Below are 15535 nucleotides of genomic sequence, written 5' to 3'. Positions count from 1 at the left end.
AGAGGAGACGCAATGGAAAGTCCCGAGCGAGCCCGGCTGGACGCCTTCTTCCGGCAGATCACCGCGCAATTCCCCGCGGGCGAGGCGATCACGACGCTGGTCATCACGCATCTGCTCCCCGAGCGGCCTGCGTTCCTGCGCGCCATGACCGAGGTGTCCACGGTCGGCGCCGTGCTCCCCAAGCCCCGGTCGATCCACCAGCCGACCCTCGACGACGTCCGCCGCACCCTCCCAGTCCACGACCTCACCCGAGAACGGTTCACCGACGAGACCCAGGCTCTGGACTACCTGGAGGACACGGCCGGCGGCCGGGACGTCGTCCTGGTGGACATCGGCGGCTACTTCGCGGCGAGCCTCGACACCCTCGTGAGCAAGTTCTCCGGCCGCATCCTCGGCGTCGTCGAGGACACCGAGAACGGACACCAGCGATACGCGGCGCTCGACTCCCTGCCGTGCCCGGTCGTCTCCGTGGCCCGCTCCCCGCTCAAGGACTGCGAGGACCACCTCGTGGGTCGCTCGATCGTCTTCTCCACCGAGGCTCTTGTGCGCGGGCGCGGAGATATTCTGACCGGCCGCAACGCCTGCGTCATCGGCTTCGGGAAAGTCGGGCGCGCTATCGCTCAGACGCTGCGGGCGCTGGACCTGCGCGTCACTGTGTACGACAAGGACCCGGTCAGGCAGGTGCAGGCGCACTCGCTGGGCTTCCGTACCTGCGCGTCCGCCGCGGACGCGGTCCGTGAGGCGGAACTCGTCTTGTGTGCGACCGGCAACCTCGCCCTGCAGCAGAGCGACTTCGCTGCCCTGCGCAACGGTGCGTATCTCGGGTCGGTCACCTCCTCGGAGGACGAACTTGAGCTTGGAAGCCTCCACAGTCTCTACCAACGCACGTCTATCAGCCCGGAGTTGACTCGGTACGAAATCACCGGCCACTACTTCTTCGTGCTCGCCGACGGCGGCGCGGTCAACTTCGTGCACGGCGCCGCTGTCGGCTCGTACATCCATCTCGTCCAGGCCGAAATACTCGCCGCCACAGCAGCTCTTAGCCGCGACCAGTTCCAGCCCGGCATGCACGAGATGGCGGCATCCGACCGTCACGCCATCGCCAGGACCTGGCTCGACCACTTCGAAAGGTGATTCCGTGCCCCCTTCCGCACAGCACATCCGCGCCGTCACCGAGACGTACCTCTCCCGTTACCCGCACGAACGCGACGGGCTGGCACCGCTTTTCACCGCACTCGCCGGCGGTGACGACCCCACGAGCCGCAAGACGTTCCCGGCCCACGTGACCTGCAGCGCCATCCTCCTCGACCGCGACCAGAGGATCCTCCATATCCACCACAAGGCTTCCGGAAAGGTTCTCGCGCCCGGGGGCCACAACGAGGCAGAGGACCCCGACCTCCCCACTGCGGCACTGCGTGAACTCCACGAAGAAGCAGGCATCCCGCCAAGCGCCGCTGTCGCTCTTCCCGGATTCGCAGACATCCCTTTCGACATCGACGTGCACGCGATCGACGCAAATCCCTCCAAGGGCGAGCCCGATCACCAGCACATCGATTTCCGCTGGATCTTCCGCCTCCGTTCGGAGCACGAAGTGACATTGCAGGCCGCGGAAGTGGGCGGCTACGAGTGGCGTCCCTTCACCGAGGCCGCCGCGCCCACGGTCCGCGCCAAACTCGCCCTTCTCTGACCTCCGACACCCAGCCGACCGCTAGGAGATCCCGTGGCCGCCACCACAGCCTCACCGAAAACACCTGGACGCCGGCACATAGCCGTCATCCCCTGCCGGTGGGGGGCTTCGCGTTTCCCCGGCAAACCCCTGGCCCGTCTGGGCGACAAGCCGCTGCTCTGGCACGTTCACCAGCGCTGTCTGGAAGCCACGTCTCTGGACAGCGCCGTAGTGGCGACGGACGACGAGCGCATCGAGGCAGCGTGCCACGAGCTGGGCATCGACTGCGTACGGACCGGCGAGCACGCCACCGGCACCGACCGCGTCGCAGAGTGCGCCGAGCGTCTCCGCGCGGACGCGTACATCAACGTCCAGGGCGACGAGCCCTTCATTGAGCCGTCAGCCATCGATGCTTTATCCGACGCGCTCGCCAACCTGGACGGCAAGGCCCTGGCCGTTAACGCGTACGCCGAGCTGAGCGACACCGCGGCCGTACTCGACCACAACGTCGTCAAGGTTGTCGTCGGAACCGACAGCCAGGCGCTGATGTTCTCGCGGCAGCCCATCCCTTACCCCCGCAGCAGGCGGCCTTCCTTCCTGCGACAGCTCGGCCTTTACGGCTTCACACGCGAGGCTCTCGAACGCTTCCGGCAGCTCCCGCAGGGCCCTCTCGAACAGGCCGAGGGCGTCGAGATGCTGCGGTTCATCGAGCACGGCCACCGAGTGCAGATGCTGCCCGTGTCCGACAGCGGCGTCGCGGTCGACACCCCGGAGGATCTTGCACGCGCCGCCGCGATGCTCGCCCGCCGCACCGCAGCACACCCACGATTTCGGTCACCTACGTCACCTCGGCTCGCCACGGCCGCAGCGCCCTCGCGACCCGCCTGACGGCCCATCACCTCTAACCGCCGCAACCTCCGACACGGCGGCGAAACCGCGTCGCCCCCACACGCGTGACGAACTTGAGGCCCGCCTCCCGGAAGACGCGGGAGCACCTGGCCAAACCCCCAGAACAGCACATGCGTTCCAAGAAATACCCCTTCTGTGCCCCGAACGACTGGCCCAGCGGGCCGTTATTCCGAGCACCTGTCCGAGAGCACGCACACCGAGGAGGCCGTATGCCCCGCCAGATGATCGCCATTGGCGCGCACATCACGCTCGAATTCCATGTGCCCGTGCGCCTCGGACCTCCGCCTGGAGCCTGTCCCCCTCATCCCTGTGCGCCCGTCGGCGCTACGGAGCGCCTCGGAGCAGCATCCGAGGAGGCGTTCGCGTGAGGGACCGCTACACCAGCATCGTCGACGTGCTCATGCTCCCGTACCGCCAGGACGGACGGATGCCGCTTCTACGGCGTGCACAAGATCAGTACGCGCCCGGACAACTCACAGTGGTGGGAGGCCACTTGGAGGAGGGCGAGTCGCCTCTGGAAGGGGCGATCCGGGAGGCCGAGGAGGAGCTGGGGATCCGGATCAGCCCCCACGACGCCGAGTTCTGCGGGCTATTCCAGTTCGTCGCGGCAGACGGTTCTCGGCGGCTCGGGACGGCCTGGGTAACGCGCTCCTGGGAAGGAACCCCGGCGAATAGCGAGCCCGACAAGCACTCGGAGCTCCTGTGGGCCGAACCCGGCGACCCGCCCCAGGACTGTCACCCCTACACCCAGGGCGTGCTCCGCCACTTCGTCGAAGGGACCCTGTACGCCGTTATCAAAGCCGACCCCACCACTGCGGGTGACGCCGCATGAGGCTTCTGCGCCGTCCCCGAGTGGAGGAGCCCAAGGTCTCCCGTTCCGAACAGGAGCTGTTCGGAGGACCGCTTCGCTATGACATGGGGTGGACCGAACACGAGCACGCTCGGCTCGAGTTGACGCTATGGAGCGCACTTCGTTCCATGCCCCGGCAGGTGTGGGGCACACTGCGGCGAGCCTGGCGGGCCGACCGGGGCGCTCTGCTGAGCGTCGGCGCCTGCGAGATCGGCCAGGGCATCGTCGCCGCGGTGAACCTCCTCGTCCTCAACGCAGTGATGCATGCACTGCTCGGCGCGGGCAGCCCGGCGGACCGCCTCGACGCGGCGCTGCCGGCGATGCTCGTCGGGGCAGGCGCGGCCGTGGTCAATTCAGGTCTGGCCAGTTGGTCAACATCGCGCGCCGGCCGTCTGGAGCCACTCGTCGAGCGGATCGCCACGACGGAGTACCTGGACGCGGCGCAGGCCGTCGAGCTGGAGGCGATCGAGGACCCGGCCTTTCGGCGACTGCTCGACGTGGCCTACTACGGCCCCACGTACGCGCGCCGCATGATCTCCACCTGCGTCGCCGGCCTGAACAGCATGATCGGGCTCATCTCCACGGCCGGCATCCTGCTCGTGCTGCACTGGGCTCTCATCCCGATGCTGCTGCTGATCGTGGCCCCCCGGGGCTGGGGCGCCATGAGGGTGGCGCAGCGGCGCTACGTGTCGGTGCTGAACTGGGTCGAGCACCTGCGGGCCAGTCGTCTCATCGGCAACCTGCTGACCGAGCGCAGCGCCGCCCAGGAGGTGCGTCTGCACGGTGTGGGCCCTTATCTGCTGGCGCGCTACCGGGACATGGCCGAGAACGCGGAGGAGGAACAGCAGCGGCTGGCCAACGGGAAGGCGGCGACCGAGCTGCTGGCGCAGGCGATGTCTGGCATCGCGACGGCGGCGACCTATGCGGTGATGTTCTGGCTGGTCACGGGCGGGCAGATGAGCCTGGCCGTCGCCGGCACGGCGGTGTTCGCCATCCGCTCCGGCTCGGCCAGCCTCGGCGCCCTCGTGATGAACGTCAACGATCTGCACGAGGAGTCGTTGTACGTGCAGGATCACGAGCGCTTCCTCGTCGAGGCAGCCCGGCGCACCATTCCGGACGGCGGGGATGACCTGCCGGAGCGGGTCGACGCGATCGTGCTGGAGCAGGTCGGCTACCGCTATCCCGACCGGGATGAACCGGCCCTGGACAAGGTGTCGTTGACTCTTCCCATGGGCAGCGTGACTGCCGTGGTCGGCGACAACGGCGCGGGCAAGTCCACGCTAGTGAAGATCATTAGCGGCCTCCTGGTCCCGACCACCGGCTCGGTCTCCTGGGGCGGATCCCCGGTCACCCAGCTCAACCGCTTCAAGCTCTTCGAGCGGGTTGGGCAACTGACACAGGACTTCCAGCGGTGGCCGATGACCGCCTCGATGAACATTCGGATCGGCCGTCCCCACCGCCCCTCCACCGATGAGGAGTTGAATTCATCGGTGCGCTTCGCGGGTGCAGCGTCGCTGCTCGACAAACTCCCGGAGGGGCTCAATACGCTGCTGGCCCGCATGTTCCGAGGTGCGACCGAACTGTCCGGCGGAGAGTGGCAGAAGGTCGGCCTGGCGCGGTCGCATTGGCGCACCGAGACCTCCACCGCGGACAGCCTCCTCATCGTCGATGAGCCCACCTCCGCCCTGGACCCCGAGGCCGAGATCCGTACCTTCGACCGCATCCGAGAGCTGGCCGCGCCCCACCGGGCCGTGGTGCTGGTGACACACCGCATGTCCGGCGTGCGGTGGGCCGATCAGATCTACGTCCTGAACAACGGGCACGTCGCCGAGCACGGCACCCATGACGAGCTGATCGAAGCGAACAAGCAATACGCATCCATGTTCCGCGCCCAGGCCGCCCAGTACGCCCCCGTCCTGCCCCGCCCTGCCCGGCCCACGGCCGCCTCCGAGTCCGCCTGACCAGCCCTCCGAAGGAGCATCGTGTCCTTTCAGTCCACCGACACCGTGCACAGCCCCGGCCACGCGGAACTACTCCGTGGAAGTGGCACCGCCGCGCTGCTCGTCAACGACAGCGGTGAGTACCTGCTGCACCTGCGCGCGGCTAACAAGCCAATCTGGCGCGCCGGCCACTGGTGTCTGCTCGGAGGCCGCCTCGACGCTGGAGAGAGCAACGACGACTGCATCAGGCGTGAACTACAGGAGGAGATCGGTCTTGTCGTAGAGGACCTCGTCCCGTTCCGGACCCGGGACACCGTCGATACCAACGGTGTCCTGACCAACCGTGTGCATGTCTACCTCGGCACGCTCAACCGGGCCGTCCACGAGATCGAACTACGCGAAGGCATCCAGTTGCGGTGGACGCGCATCGACGAGACGGCCGAGATGACGATGGACCCCGCCACCATGGCGACCCTTGACGAACATCGACGCCTTCCAAAGCCCCTCCTCGACGGCTCGGGCATGCCTGCGATCGTGAAGGTGACGGAGCCGGACGAGCACCGAGATCGCAGCATCGTCGGAGCGCATCTCGTCCTTGTACGCGACGGCGCGGTGCTGCTCGGCCAACGCCACCCCGACAGCGCCTTCGCTCCCGGCGCCTGGCATCTGCCGGCCGGACACCGAGAGGCCGGCGAGTCTGCCCTGGCCTGCATGGTCCGCGAAACGGCCGAGGAGGCCGGGCTCACCATCGCCGCTGAAGATCTCCGCCTGGCCCACACCCTGGATCTCCTCGATCCCGGCAGCTCCACGTCGCGTATCCAGCTGTTCTTCACCGCCTCCCGTTGGAGCGGCGAGCCGCGCGTGCTCGAACCCGAGCGGTGCACCCAGTGGCGGTGGTGGCCTCTCGACGCCCTGCCCGAGTCCCTCGTGGAGTACACCCGCGTCGCGCTGCGAGCTATCGCCCGCGACGAGCCGTACACGGCGATGGGGTGGAGCTGACCCATCCCTCAACGGCCCCGACGTTCCGACCCTGCTGGCTCTGGTCGACGCCTCTCCAGCCACCCCTCAAAGTAAGGATGTGCCACTCGTTGTTCACCTCGCAGGATGAATGGAACAGCGGTTATGCCGAGGGACGCCGCTACCGGCCTCTCGACAAGGACGAGCGCACGTTGCTCGCCCAGCACGTGCCCGCTTCCGATGGAGGCCGAGCACTCGACGTGGGGTGCGGGACCGGCGAACTCGTGCTGCACCTGGCCTCCATGGGCTACGCCGTCGACGCCGTGGACTGGGCCGACGCCGCCTTCCCCAGCACCGACGCGCACCCGGAAGACCCCTCGCACGGAGCCGTTCGCTGGCTGCACCTGGACATCGAGCGCGCCAACCTCTCGAAACTGCACGCAGACGGCTACGACCTGGTCGTCCTGCGGATGGTGTTCGCGTTCCTGCGCGACCGCACGCGCCTGACCCGCACGCTGGGCCGGCGGCTACGCAAGCACGGTGCCCTCGTCGTCATCACACCGCTCGCCGCGACCACCCCCGCCGAGCGCCGGGGCATCGCCCTCGACGAGGACGAGGTCGCGCACCTGATGAGCATGTGGGAGCAGGCACAGCGCTTCGACGCGAACGGGATGGCCGTCCTGGTCCTGCGCGGGCTGAAGAAGCCCGCCGTGCAGATCACGAACACCACTCTCCCGCAGTCGAGTTCGGTAACCGCGGTGCACGTCGTGGGCACCGACGCCCTGGGGCGCGTTCTGCTGGGGCGCTCGCCACAACAGGAGTGGGAGCTGCCCGGCGCCATGGCCGAGCCCGGGGAAGGATTCGAGCAGACTGCGGTGCGGGCCCTGGCCGAGCAGACCGGCGTGATGGCCGATCCCGCCGACGCGCATGTCCTCGGACTGCACCTCGATGCCCCGGACGGCCTCTTGCGTACGAGCGTGGTGGTCCGCGTCACGTCTCACACCGGGCAGGCCCAGCCGCTGAAGCCGAACCGGTTCGGGCACGTGGACTGGCGACCGCTGCACACCCTGCACCGTCTGGACCGGCTGCCAGCCACCTCAGCGCGGGCGCTGGACCTGGTCTGGCCGGGAGTCCTTCCGTACGTGCCGTCCGCGCACGCCTATCCGGTCGACAACAGCTGCCCGCCGGTGCCCGACGAGCCGCCAGAGGCGATCGAGCGACGCGAGCAGATGGCTGACCGGGTCATTGCCGGCGGCTGGGCCCCCTCCCCGCCGATCCAGCAAGCGCTCCGCTCGGTCCCGCGGCACCGCTTCACCCCCGAGAGCCCTCTGCGGACCGCGTACCACAGCAACCTGGCCGTGGTCACCGAGCACAACGACCTCGCTCAGGCGACCAGTTCCGTGTCTGCGGCCTGGCTCCAGGCCGACATGGCCGAGCACCTGCATCTGGCCGAGGGGATGACGGTATTCGAGGGAGGCTCGGGCGGCTACAACGCCGAACTGATCGCACACGTCGTCGGGCCGACCGGCCGCGTGATCACCGTCGACCTCGCGCCGTATGTCGTGCGCCGCACGCGGCGGCTGACCGCCGAGGCCGGCAGCGGTCGCGTCACAGCGGTGCTCGGCTCTGCCAGCGACGGCGCCGTCGAGCACATGCCCCGCGGGGGTTTCGATGCTGCGGTAATTACTTACAACTGCTGGGATATCGCTCCCGCTTGGCGTGACCAGCTCGCCGACGGCCGCTATCTCGTCCTCCCACTGGAAGTCCATGACTACACCCGCGCCATCGCCTTTCAAAAGCACGGCCCGGTGCTGCGTGCTACGGACTTCACGTTCTGTGGGTTCATCCGCGACCGCGGGCCCGCGGCCCGCGCCGTCCCCGCCGTCGACCTCGCCGACGGCGAACTGCAGCTCCGTTTCCCCGACGGCGTCCCCGCCGAGACCACCGGTCTGGACGATGCCCTCGCTGGCCCTCGCCACGAAGTGGCCACCGGCGTGACCGTGGCAGGCAACGAGTCGTTCGAGGCCCTGCAGCTCTTCCTCGCCACCACGCTGCCCGGCTTCTGCCGCCTCGCCCGCAACCGTGATCAGAGCAGTGGCATCACCGCGCTGCCCAAGGGCTCGGACGCCGCCGCGATCACAGCGGCCGGCTCCCTCGCCTACCTGACCCACGTCCTGGTCCAGGACGGCCCCACGGCCGAACAGCGCCGCTCGGAGTTTCTGGCTCACGGCTTCGGGCCATCCGGGCCTGCTCTGGCCGAACAGCTCACCTTCGCCGTGCGTCGCTGGGACGTCCACGAACGAGCCTACGGCTACCCCCAGTTGGAGGTTCATCCCGCCGGAACCCCTGACACCGAACTACCCGCAGGCCACGTGCTGGACAAGACCCACAACCGGCTCGTGTGGACGTGGCGCTCCGACACCGCCGACGCCCCGGCCGCGCAGCCAGAGAAGGTGAGCGCCCATGACTGAACCGGCACCCGACCAGGTCGAGCCACAGCACGGGCTGGGCCTGTACGAGCGCTACTACGCCCAGGTGGAATCCGGCCGCAAGACCATCGAAGTCCGGGTGCGCACACCCCGGATGACGGACGTCGCGGTCGGCGACGTGCTCGTATTCCACGGCGAGGACTCCGGCCGCGAACTCGACGTAAGGGTCGCGCGGATCACGCCGCACGCCTCGTTCGCCGAGCTGCTCGCCGCGGAGGACACCTCCCGGATCGACCCTGACGCCACAGAGGCCGAGCAGCTCGCCAACCTGCGCCGCATCTACCCACCAGAGAAGGAGGCCCTGGGACCGCTCGCGATCGAGTTCGACCACCGGCCGGCACTTGCGGGGCAGCCGATGCCCGTGTCCCCCGAGGCATACGTACAGACCGTTCCGCACCACACGGTGTACAGCTGCTTCTACGTACGCGACGACCGCGATCGGCCCGTCATGCTGCGTTCGGTGTACGGCGGTCGACCCTGGCAGTTTCCAGGCGGGAACATTGACGCCGGCGAGGATCCCCTGCAGACCGCGCGCCGCGAAACGGCCGAGGAAACCGGGCTCGAGCTCGGCCAGGGCCAACCCCGTCTGCTGCTCACGCACTACCTGCACCCCGGGCCCCGCTGGCCCATGGGCAAGATCGGTTTCATCTTCGACGGCGGCAGCCTCAGCCCTGAACAGCTGCGGCAGATTCGCGTCGACCCGGCAGAGCACGACATGTGGGCGATCCACGGCCTCGACGAGTGGCGACCTCTGCTGGCCGAGGGAGCGTTCGCCCGCCTGGAGGCCATCGAACGGGCCCGCACCGGCCACGGCCCGCAGTACCTCGTCACCGATCACACCTAACCCGGCCCTCCCCTTTGGAGTTCTCATGTCCGTCGAGGCGTCCCCCAACCCCGAGACCTGGACTGCCTATGGCCAGTTTCAGCTCGACCGGTCCTACATGCCGCCCGCACCTGAACAGCTGCGATGGGGCTTCTGGGACGGTGTCGGCCCCGGCGACGACGTCCTCGGCCCCCTGGCCGGAAAACGGGTCCTGGACATCGGCTCCGGCGCCGGCCACTACGCCGTCCACATCGCACAAGCCCACGGCGCACTCGTCGACGCAGTCGAACTCTCGCCCACCCAACACCGCCGCGCCACCGGACACTTCGGCGACGTACCCGGCGTCCGGTTCCTGCACGCGGACGTGATCGAGCACCTTAAGCAGGCTCAGCCGTACGACGCGGCGTACGGCATCTGCACACTCGCCGGAATCGACCCCCACATCTCACTGCCCGCGCTGCGCGACGGACTACTCCCCGGAGCCCCGCTCGTCTTCTCCGTTCTGCACACCAACTGGCACGGCCATGGCCCCTCCGACACCGTGGCTCCACGCGCGGAGACGGTCGGGCTCAAGGGCATGGACCCGCTGCCGCTGCAGACCTGGGTGCTCACCGCCCAGGTGTGGGAAGACCTCCTGACGGACTACGGATTCACGGTGGAGGCCATCACCCAGCTCCACGCACCCGACCCGGACAACCCCGTCACCTGCCAGCTCATCCAGGCCCGGCGCAGGACCGTCCTACCTGCGCGGATCACCAGCCGCCCCCGCAGCCGACGCCCGCCCGTCCCGCACGCCGCGATCGGCGTGGGCGCCATCGTCCTCGGCGACCGCGGTCTGCTCCTGGGCCGCCACCGCCGCGGCACTCTCGAACTCCCCGGCGGATCTCTTGAGATCGGCGAACCCCTGGAGAAGACGGTCGTGCGCGAGCTGGCCGAGGAGACCGGCCTGTCCGCGCGCCCCGAAGACGTCACCCTCCTGGGCACCCTCGTCGATCACGTCGGCGACGTCGTACGCGTCACCGTGGGCGCCCTCATCACCACCTGGCAGGGCGAACCCACCACCCAGCCAGACGAGAGCGTCGGCGACTGGGCCTGGTGGCCGCTCGACGAGCTGCCCGACGGTCTCTTCGAGTGCAGCGCACAGATCCTCACCGCCTGGCGCCCCGACCTGCCCATCGACCACCCCCCGGCCCACTTCACTCCCTACGACAGCCGAACGGCACCGTCATCCGCTCCAGAAAGCGCAGGTGCATGAACTCGCCCCCGCGTACGACCCTGTGGCGGCACCGCGACTTCCGCCTCTACTGGACCGGGCAGGCCATCGACGTCCTGGGCTCCTCGCTCAGCTCCGTCGCCATCCCCCTGGTCGCGGTCGTCACCCTGCACGCGAGCGCCTGGCAGGCCGCGGTCCTCGCCGCCGCGCAGAAGACCCCGCCGCTGCTGTTCTCGCTCCCCGCCGGCGCCTGGGCCGACCGGCTCCGGAAACGGCCGCTGATGATCGCCACGAACCTCGGCTGCGCCATCGCGATGGCCACCATCCCGCTCGCAGCGTCCCTCGGCCGACTCACACTCCCGCAGTTGTGGCTGGTGGCCTTCACCATCGGCTCCTGCCAGGTCGTCGGCATGGCGGCGAGCCTGTCGTACATCCCGCATCTGGTGCCTTCCGACCAGCTGCTCCAGGCCAACTCGAAGCTGGCCAGCGCCAACACCCTGGCGGACATCTGCGGCCCGGCCCTCGGCGGCGTGCTGATCGGCCTCGTCGGCGCAGCCCGCGCGGTCACCCTCGACGCCGTCTCCTACCTCGTCAGCGCCTGGTGCGCCCTCCGTATCCGCACCCCCGAACCACCACCACAGCCGAGAACGGCCGAACGCTCCCTGCTTCGAGAGATCCGCGAAGGGCTCGCCTACACCTGGAAACACCCGGTGATCGGTCCGCTCGTCACCACGAACGCGATCACCTCTACCGTCCTCGCCGGCACCAACGCGATCTGGATCGTCTACCTCGTCCGCGAACTCCACTGGCCCCCGCAGACATTCGGCTACGTGATGGCGATCGGCGCGAGCGGCGGCTTCCTGGCCTCCCTCACCGCCGAGCGGCTGACCGATCGATTCGGGGCCGGCCCGGTCATGATCAGCGCCCTCGCCCTGGCCCCGGCAAGCCAGCTCCCCCTACTGCTGGCAAAGCCCGGCCTCGGCGGCCAACTTGCCGTCGGCTGTGGCCTCTTCGTTCAGCTCTTTGGGGCCGTCACACACGGACTGACACAGCGCACCGTGCGCCAAAGCGCCTGCGAGCCACAGATGCAGGGCCGCATGCAGGCCACCGGCCAATGGACTGCCTTCGGGCTACGCCCCTTCTCCACCATCCTCGCCGGGGCCGCCAGCACGCGCATCAGCCTGCACACCATCTTGACGATCGGCGCGTGCCTGCTTGTCCTGCCTCCGGTCCGGCTCGCGCTGACACCCTTGCGATCCCTGCGTCCCATCGCCGAACCCGCACGATGACGGATCCGGTCCCGCGAAGGAGGCAGGTCCTCGACCGTATCGATCCACCCACGTCAAGATCAGCCGCGCCCTGCTGAACATCCCTCCTCTGTCGCGCAACGGACTCCTCCCTGATGCCCCTCGCCATCCGCAATTCGGCCAAAGCAGTCGTCCTCCACAACGATCGGGTCTTGCTCCTCCAAGCGATCTGGAACGACGACCTCGGCTACTTCTTGCCACCGGCGTCAAAGACTGATTCCCTCGGCCATCCCTCCGAGGAGCGACGCCAAGTCTTCCGCCATTGCGAGCAAGGTCCGGTCCGAATAGGTCGGTCCCACGAGCTGTACGCCGATCGGGAGGCCGTCCGCGTTTCGCGCGACGGGCATGACCAGGCTGGGCAGACCAACGTGGCTGGTGAGGTTGGCCCAGCCGGTCTGGTCGAAGAAGCTCCGCTCGACGCCGTCGACCGTGAGAGCGCGGGTGCCGGCCGGGATCGCTGCGGTGGGAGCGGCGGGGGTGATGAGGACATCGTGCTCGGCGTCGGCGAAGAACCGGTGCCACGTCTCCCGAAGCCGGAGACGCTCCTCGTTGGCGCGGAGCCAGGCGCGGTGTGTCTGCGTTCGGTGGCGGAGGAAGGTGGCCCGCGGGCTCGCGTCATCCTCTTGCAGGTCACGCGCCGCCTCGAGTTCGGCCGCGCCGGCTTCGTGGTCGGTGGCGGCCGTCGCGGTGGCGTGGAGGAGCTGCTCGAAAAGACGGAGAGAGTCGGCGAAGCCGACCGGTCCCGCGGTGCGGATGACGTTCGCGCCCGCGGAGGCCAGTGCCTGCTCGACGGCGGCGAGAGCAGCTGCAGTTTCACGGTCGACGGGGCAGCTCGCGTCCTCGGCCCACACCGCTACCCGGAGCTGGCCAACTGCGCGGCGCGCCGAAGACAGCTTCACGAGCCAGGGGCTGTTCTCGGCGGGTGACGGTGTCGTCAGCGCGTCGAGGAGCAGGCCGAGGTCGCGGGGGTGGCGGGCCAGGGGGCCGGGCGTGACCATATCGCTGCTGGTGATCCATCCCGGCGGGCGGGGGATGTGGCCGCGAGCCGGGACGAGTCCATGCGTAGGGCGCAGGCCGTAGACGCCGCAGTAGTGCGCCGGAAGCCTCAGTGAGCCAGCGAGGTCGCTGCCGAGGTCGGCGGGAGTCAGGTGGGCGGCGACTGCGGCGGCGGGGCCGCCAGAGGAGCCACCGGCAGTGCGCTCAGGATCATTGGGGTTGAGCGTGGGGCCGAACAGGCTGTTGTCGGTGTGCAGGTCCTGGCAGTACGCCGGCGTATTCGTCTTGCCCATGATCACGGCGCCTTGATGGCGAAGACGGGCGACCGCATCGGCGTCCCGTGCGGGTACGTGACCCGCCAGGTCCTCGGCGCCGCTGGTGGTGCGCAGGCCGGCCGTCTCGAAGCTGTCCTTGATCGTGAGGGGAAGGCCGTCGAAGGTTCCCCTGCTTTCGTTGCGGGCGCGACGTTCGTCCGCTGCTCGCGCGGCGGTCCGGGCCGCGTCGTCGTCGCGGGTGACGACGGCGTTGACGTGGCTGGCATCGATGCGGTCGAGATGGAGGTCGAGCAGCTCGCGGCTGGAGATCTCGCGGCGGTCCAGGGCCTGGAGCTGGACGTGGGCGGGCTGGTGGGTGAGGTCGGTCGTCATGCGGAGACTCGCTCAAGGTGGGGGGCTCGTGCGGGCTGGCGGGGCAGGTGGCGAGCGACGTCGAGGAGGGCGTCGATGTCGTCCATGGGCCGGCTGGTCTGGCGTTCGGAGTCGGCGAATTCGGTGAGCTGGTCGGGCGCTGGGCGGGCGCCTTCGGCCCTCGCGGCGATTCCGGCGAGGATCTGGTCGGCCGTGACGGCGGCAGACAGCTCCTGGCCGTGGAGTCCTCGGGCCCGGTGGTGGGCTTCGCTGGCCTCGCGGACAGCGGCGTCGAGGTATTGGCGGATCACGAACCGGCCGTCCCGGATCTCGACTGCTCGGCGGTAGAGCCGGATCGAGATGCGGCGGAAGCGACGCCTCTGGGCCGGGTCGACTCGGTCGATCGGCAGCTCGATCTCGGGCGCTTCGCTGTAGAACGCCAGCCACAGAGGGCGCAGGCCGTAGTAGCTGCGGTACACCTTGATCCGGAACTGGACGCTCTGGGCCTGGTCGCTGATGGTGGGCACGAGCCAGCCGATGAGCGTGAGCATGGCGCCGACATCGCCGCAGGTCCAGGCGAAGCCCTCCCAGCCTGCGAGGGAGGTGTCGAAGGCGCCAGCGATCACGTTGCTGATGCGGACCGCGCTGTATCCGAGGGTGACAGTGGCCCCGAGGGCGACGATGCGCAGGCCGTAGCGGACGGACCCGCGGATGTTGCGGCCGGCCAGGCGCCAGCAGGCGCGGGCGAGGAACAGCTCGCCGATGGTGTAGGCCGTGACGTACAGGGTGAGGTACGCGGCATACCAGTCGTCGTGCGCGTAGTACAGCGTGAAGTCGATCGGATGCGGCGCGCTGGGCGTCAGCAGGGCGAACAGCACCAACAGTCCGGCGATCACCGCGAAGCCGGCCCCGAGCCACCGGCGACTCCGCCGGCGGGCGACATCGGGCGGGGATCCCCAGTACGTGAGGACCACCTGCTGACAGGCCAGGAGCGCGACCACGCAGCCTTGCGCGAGGGGCACGGAGAGGTTGACGGTGCCGAGGACTCGGTCGAGGTAGTTCCACATCGGCGTGATGGAGAACAGGAACGACAGTCCTGACAGCAGGAAGACGGCGGCCAGCGCGGTGGAGGCCGGGTCTCGGCGGCGGGTCGGCACGTCCCGCAGGAGGCAGAGGAAGCCGAGCGTGGCGACGACGAGGCTGATCGGATGGAGCAGGTCCTTCACGTCCGGGCCTCCCGTCGGCGCAGCAGCGTGTGCGTGACCCGGTCCTGCACCTCGTCTCCGGAGGACTCGTCGCTGCGCAGCCACCGGTCGATGATCCGGCGCTGGAGCAGCGAAGCGAGGAGTTCGGTGTCCCGCTCCTCGTCCTCCTCGTACTTGGTACGCCCCAGCATCATCTGCACGGTGGCCGGATCCACGCTGGTGATGAAGGACGGAGCCAGCGCGGACACCGGCCGGTTCTCATGGTGACCGAGCAGGAGGTGGCTGAATTCGTGGGCGATGATGTGGTCCTGGTGCAGGGAGCTGGTCCGCGGGTCGTAGAAGACGTGGACGGCACTCTCCGTGACGGCGCATGCCCCGCACACCGAGGGCGCCTGCTCCCGGGGCTCTAGGACCACCTTCCGTCCGGTACGGCGGGAGACCTCGTCGCTGAGATCGCGGATATTGGTGACGTGCGGGAGCTTCAGCTCGGCCAGAAGGTCAGGCCGGCGCAGCCTACGTGCAGACCACATTGCTTTTCCTTGATCACTTACTGA

At 68.9% G+C, this 15535-nt stretch carries 13 protein-coding genes; 10 read left to right on the top strand and 3 right to left on the bottom strand.

Annotated features, from left to right (window positions below):
• Nucleotides 1–12: 12 nt before the first annotated feature.
• From OG698_RS38030 to OG698_RS37985, 10 genes are all read left to right on the top strand, one after another.
• Complete coding sequence (locus OG698_RS38030; RefSeq protein WP_406108456.1) at nucleotides 13–1134, top strand: adenosylhomocysteinase; 1122 nt, start codon at nucleotides 13–15, stop codon at nucleotides 1132–1134.
• Between the two features lie 4 nt (nucleotides 1135–1138).
• Nucleotides 1139–1687: an NUDIX hydrolase gene (locus OG698_RS38025; RefSeq protein ID WP_406108454.1), complete on the top strand. Its 549-nt coding sequence runs from the start codon at nucleotides 1139–1141 to the stop codon at nucleotides 1685–1687.
• 33 nt (nucleotides 1688–1720) lie between these two features.
• The gene (locus OG698_RS38020; protein ID WP_406108452.1) at nucleotides 1721–2554 is read left to right on the top strand and encodes a 3-deoxy-manno-octulosonate cytidylyltransferase; all 834 of its coding nucleotides are present in this window, start codon (nucleotides 1721–1723) and stop codon (nucleotides 2552–2554) included.
• Nucleotides 2555–2939: 385 nt separating this feature from the next.
• Nucleotides 2940–3407, top strand: coding sequence for an NUDIX domain-containing protein (locus OG698_RS38015; protein WP_406108450.1), 468 nt, complete (start codon nucleotides 2940–2942; stop codon nucleotides 3405–3407).
• A complete protein-coding gene (locus OG698_RS38010; RefSeq protein ID WP_406108448.1) occupies nucleotides 3404–5386 on the top strand; it encodes an ABC transporter ATP-binding protein in 1983 nt (660 codons plus the stop codon). The genes OG698_RS38015 and OG698_RS38010 overlap by 4 nt, the downstream gene beginning before the upstream one ends.
• A 21-nt stretch (nucleotides 5387–5407) precedes the next feature.
• On the top strand, nucleotides 5408–6364 hold the full coding sequence (locus OG698_RS38005; protein ID WP_406108446.1) for an NUDIX domain-containing protein: 957 nt from the start codon (nucleotides 5408–5410) through the stop codon (nucleotides 6362–6364).
• A gap of 89 nt (nucleotides 6365–6453) precedes the next feature.
• Nucleotides 6454–8793 (top strand): methyltransferase, FxLD system, encoded by a 2340-nt coding sequence (gene fxlM, locus OG698_RS38000; RefSeq protein ID WP_406108445.1) that lies wholly within the window; start codon nucleotides 6454–6456, stop codon nucleotides 8791–8793.
• A complete protein-coding gene (locus tag OG698_RS37995; RefSeq protein ID WP_406108444.1) occupies nucleotides 8786–9655 on the top strand; it encodes an NUDIX domain-containing protein in 870 nt (289 codons plus the stop codon). Before fxlM ends, OG698_RS37995 begins: the two co-directional genes overlap by 8 nt.
• 25 nt (nucleotides 9656–9680) lie before the next feature.
• Complete coding sequence (locus OG698_RS37990; protein WP_406108442.1) at nucleotides 9681–10889, top strand: bifunctional class I SAM-dependent methyltransferase/NUDIX hydrolase; 1209 nt, start codon at nucleotides 9681–9683, stop codon at nucleotides 10887–10889.
• Complete coding sequence (locus tag OG698_RS37985; RefSeq protein WP_399080171.1) at nucleotides 10886–12136, top strand: MFS transporter; 1251 nt, start codon at nucleotides 10886–10888, stop codon at nucleotides 12134–12136. The genes OG698_RS37990 and OG698_RS37985 overlap by 4 nt, the downstream gene beginning before the upstream one ends.
• Before the next feature lie 224 nt (nucleotides 12137–12360).
• Here OG698_RS37985 and OG698_RS37980 read toward each other — a convergent pair whose 3' ends face one another.
• The 3 genes from OG698_RS37980 to OG698_RS37970 are packed head-to-tail and all read right to left on the bottom strand — an operon-like array spanning nucleotide 12361 to nucleotide 15511.
• Nucleotides 12361–13797 carry an amidase family protein gene (locus tag OG698_RS37980; RefSeq protein WP_406108440.1) on the bottom strand — a complete coding sequence of 479 codons (1437 nt, stop codon included), beginning with the start codon at nucleotides 13795–13797 and terminating at the stop codon, nucleotides 12361–12363.
• Nucleotides 13794–15002: an MAB_1171c family putative transporter gene (locus OG698_RS37975; protein WP_406108438.1), complete on the bottom strand. Its 1209-nt coding sequence runs from the start codon at nucleotides 15000–15002 to the stop codon at nucleotides 13794–13796. The genes OG698_RS37980 and OG698_RS37975 overlap by 4 nt, the downstream gene beginning before the upstream one ends.
• A complete protein-coding gene (locus OG698_RS37970; RefSeq protein ID WP_329159845.1) occupies nucleotides 14999–15511 on the bottom strand; it encodes a hypothetical protein in 513 nt (170 codons plus the stop codon). The genes OG698_RS37975 and OG698_RS37970 overlap by 4 nt, the downstream gene beginning before the upstream one ends.
• Between the last annotated feature and the right edge of the window lie 24 nt (nucleotides 15512–15535).

Source organism: Streptomyces sp. NBC_01003, assembly GCF_045162695.1.
Taxonomy (GTDB): domain Bacteria; phylum Actinomycetota; class Actinomycetes; order Streptomycetales; family Streptomycetaceae; genus Streptomyces.
This window is presented reverse-complemented; position numbering and strand designations above follow the sequence as displayed.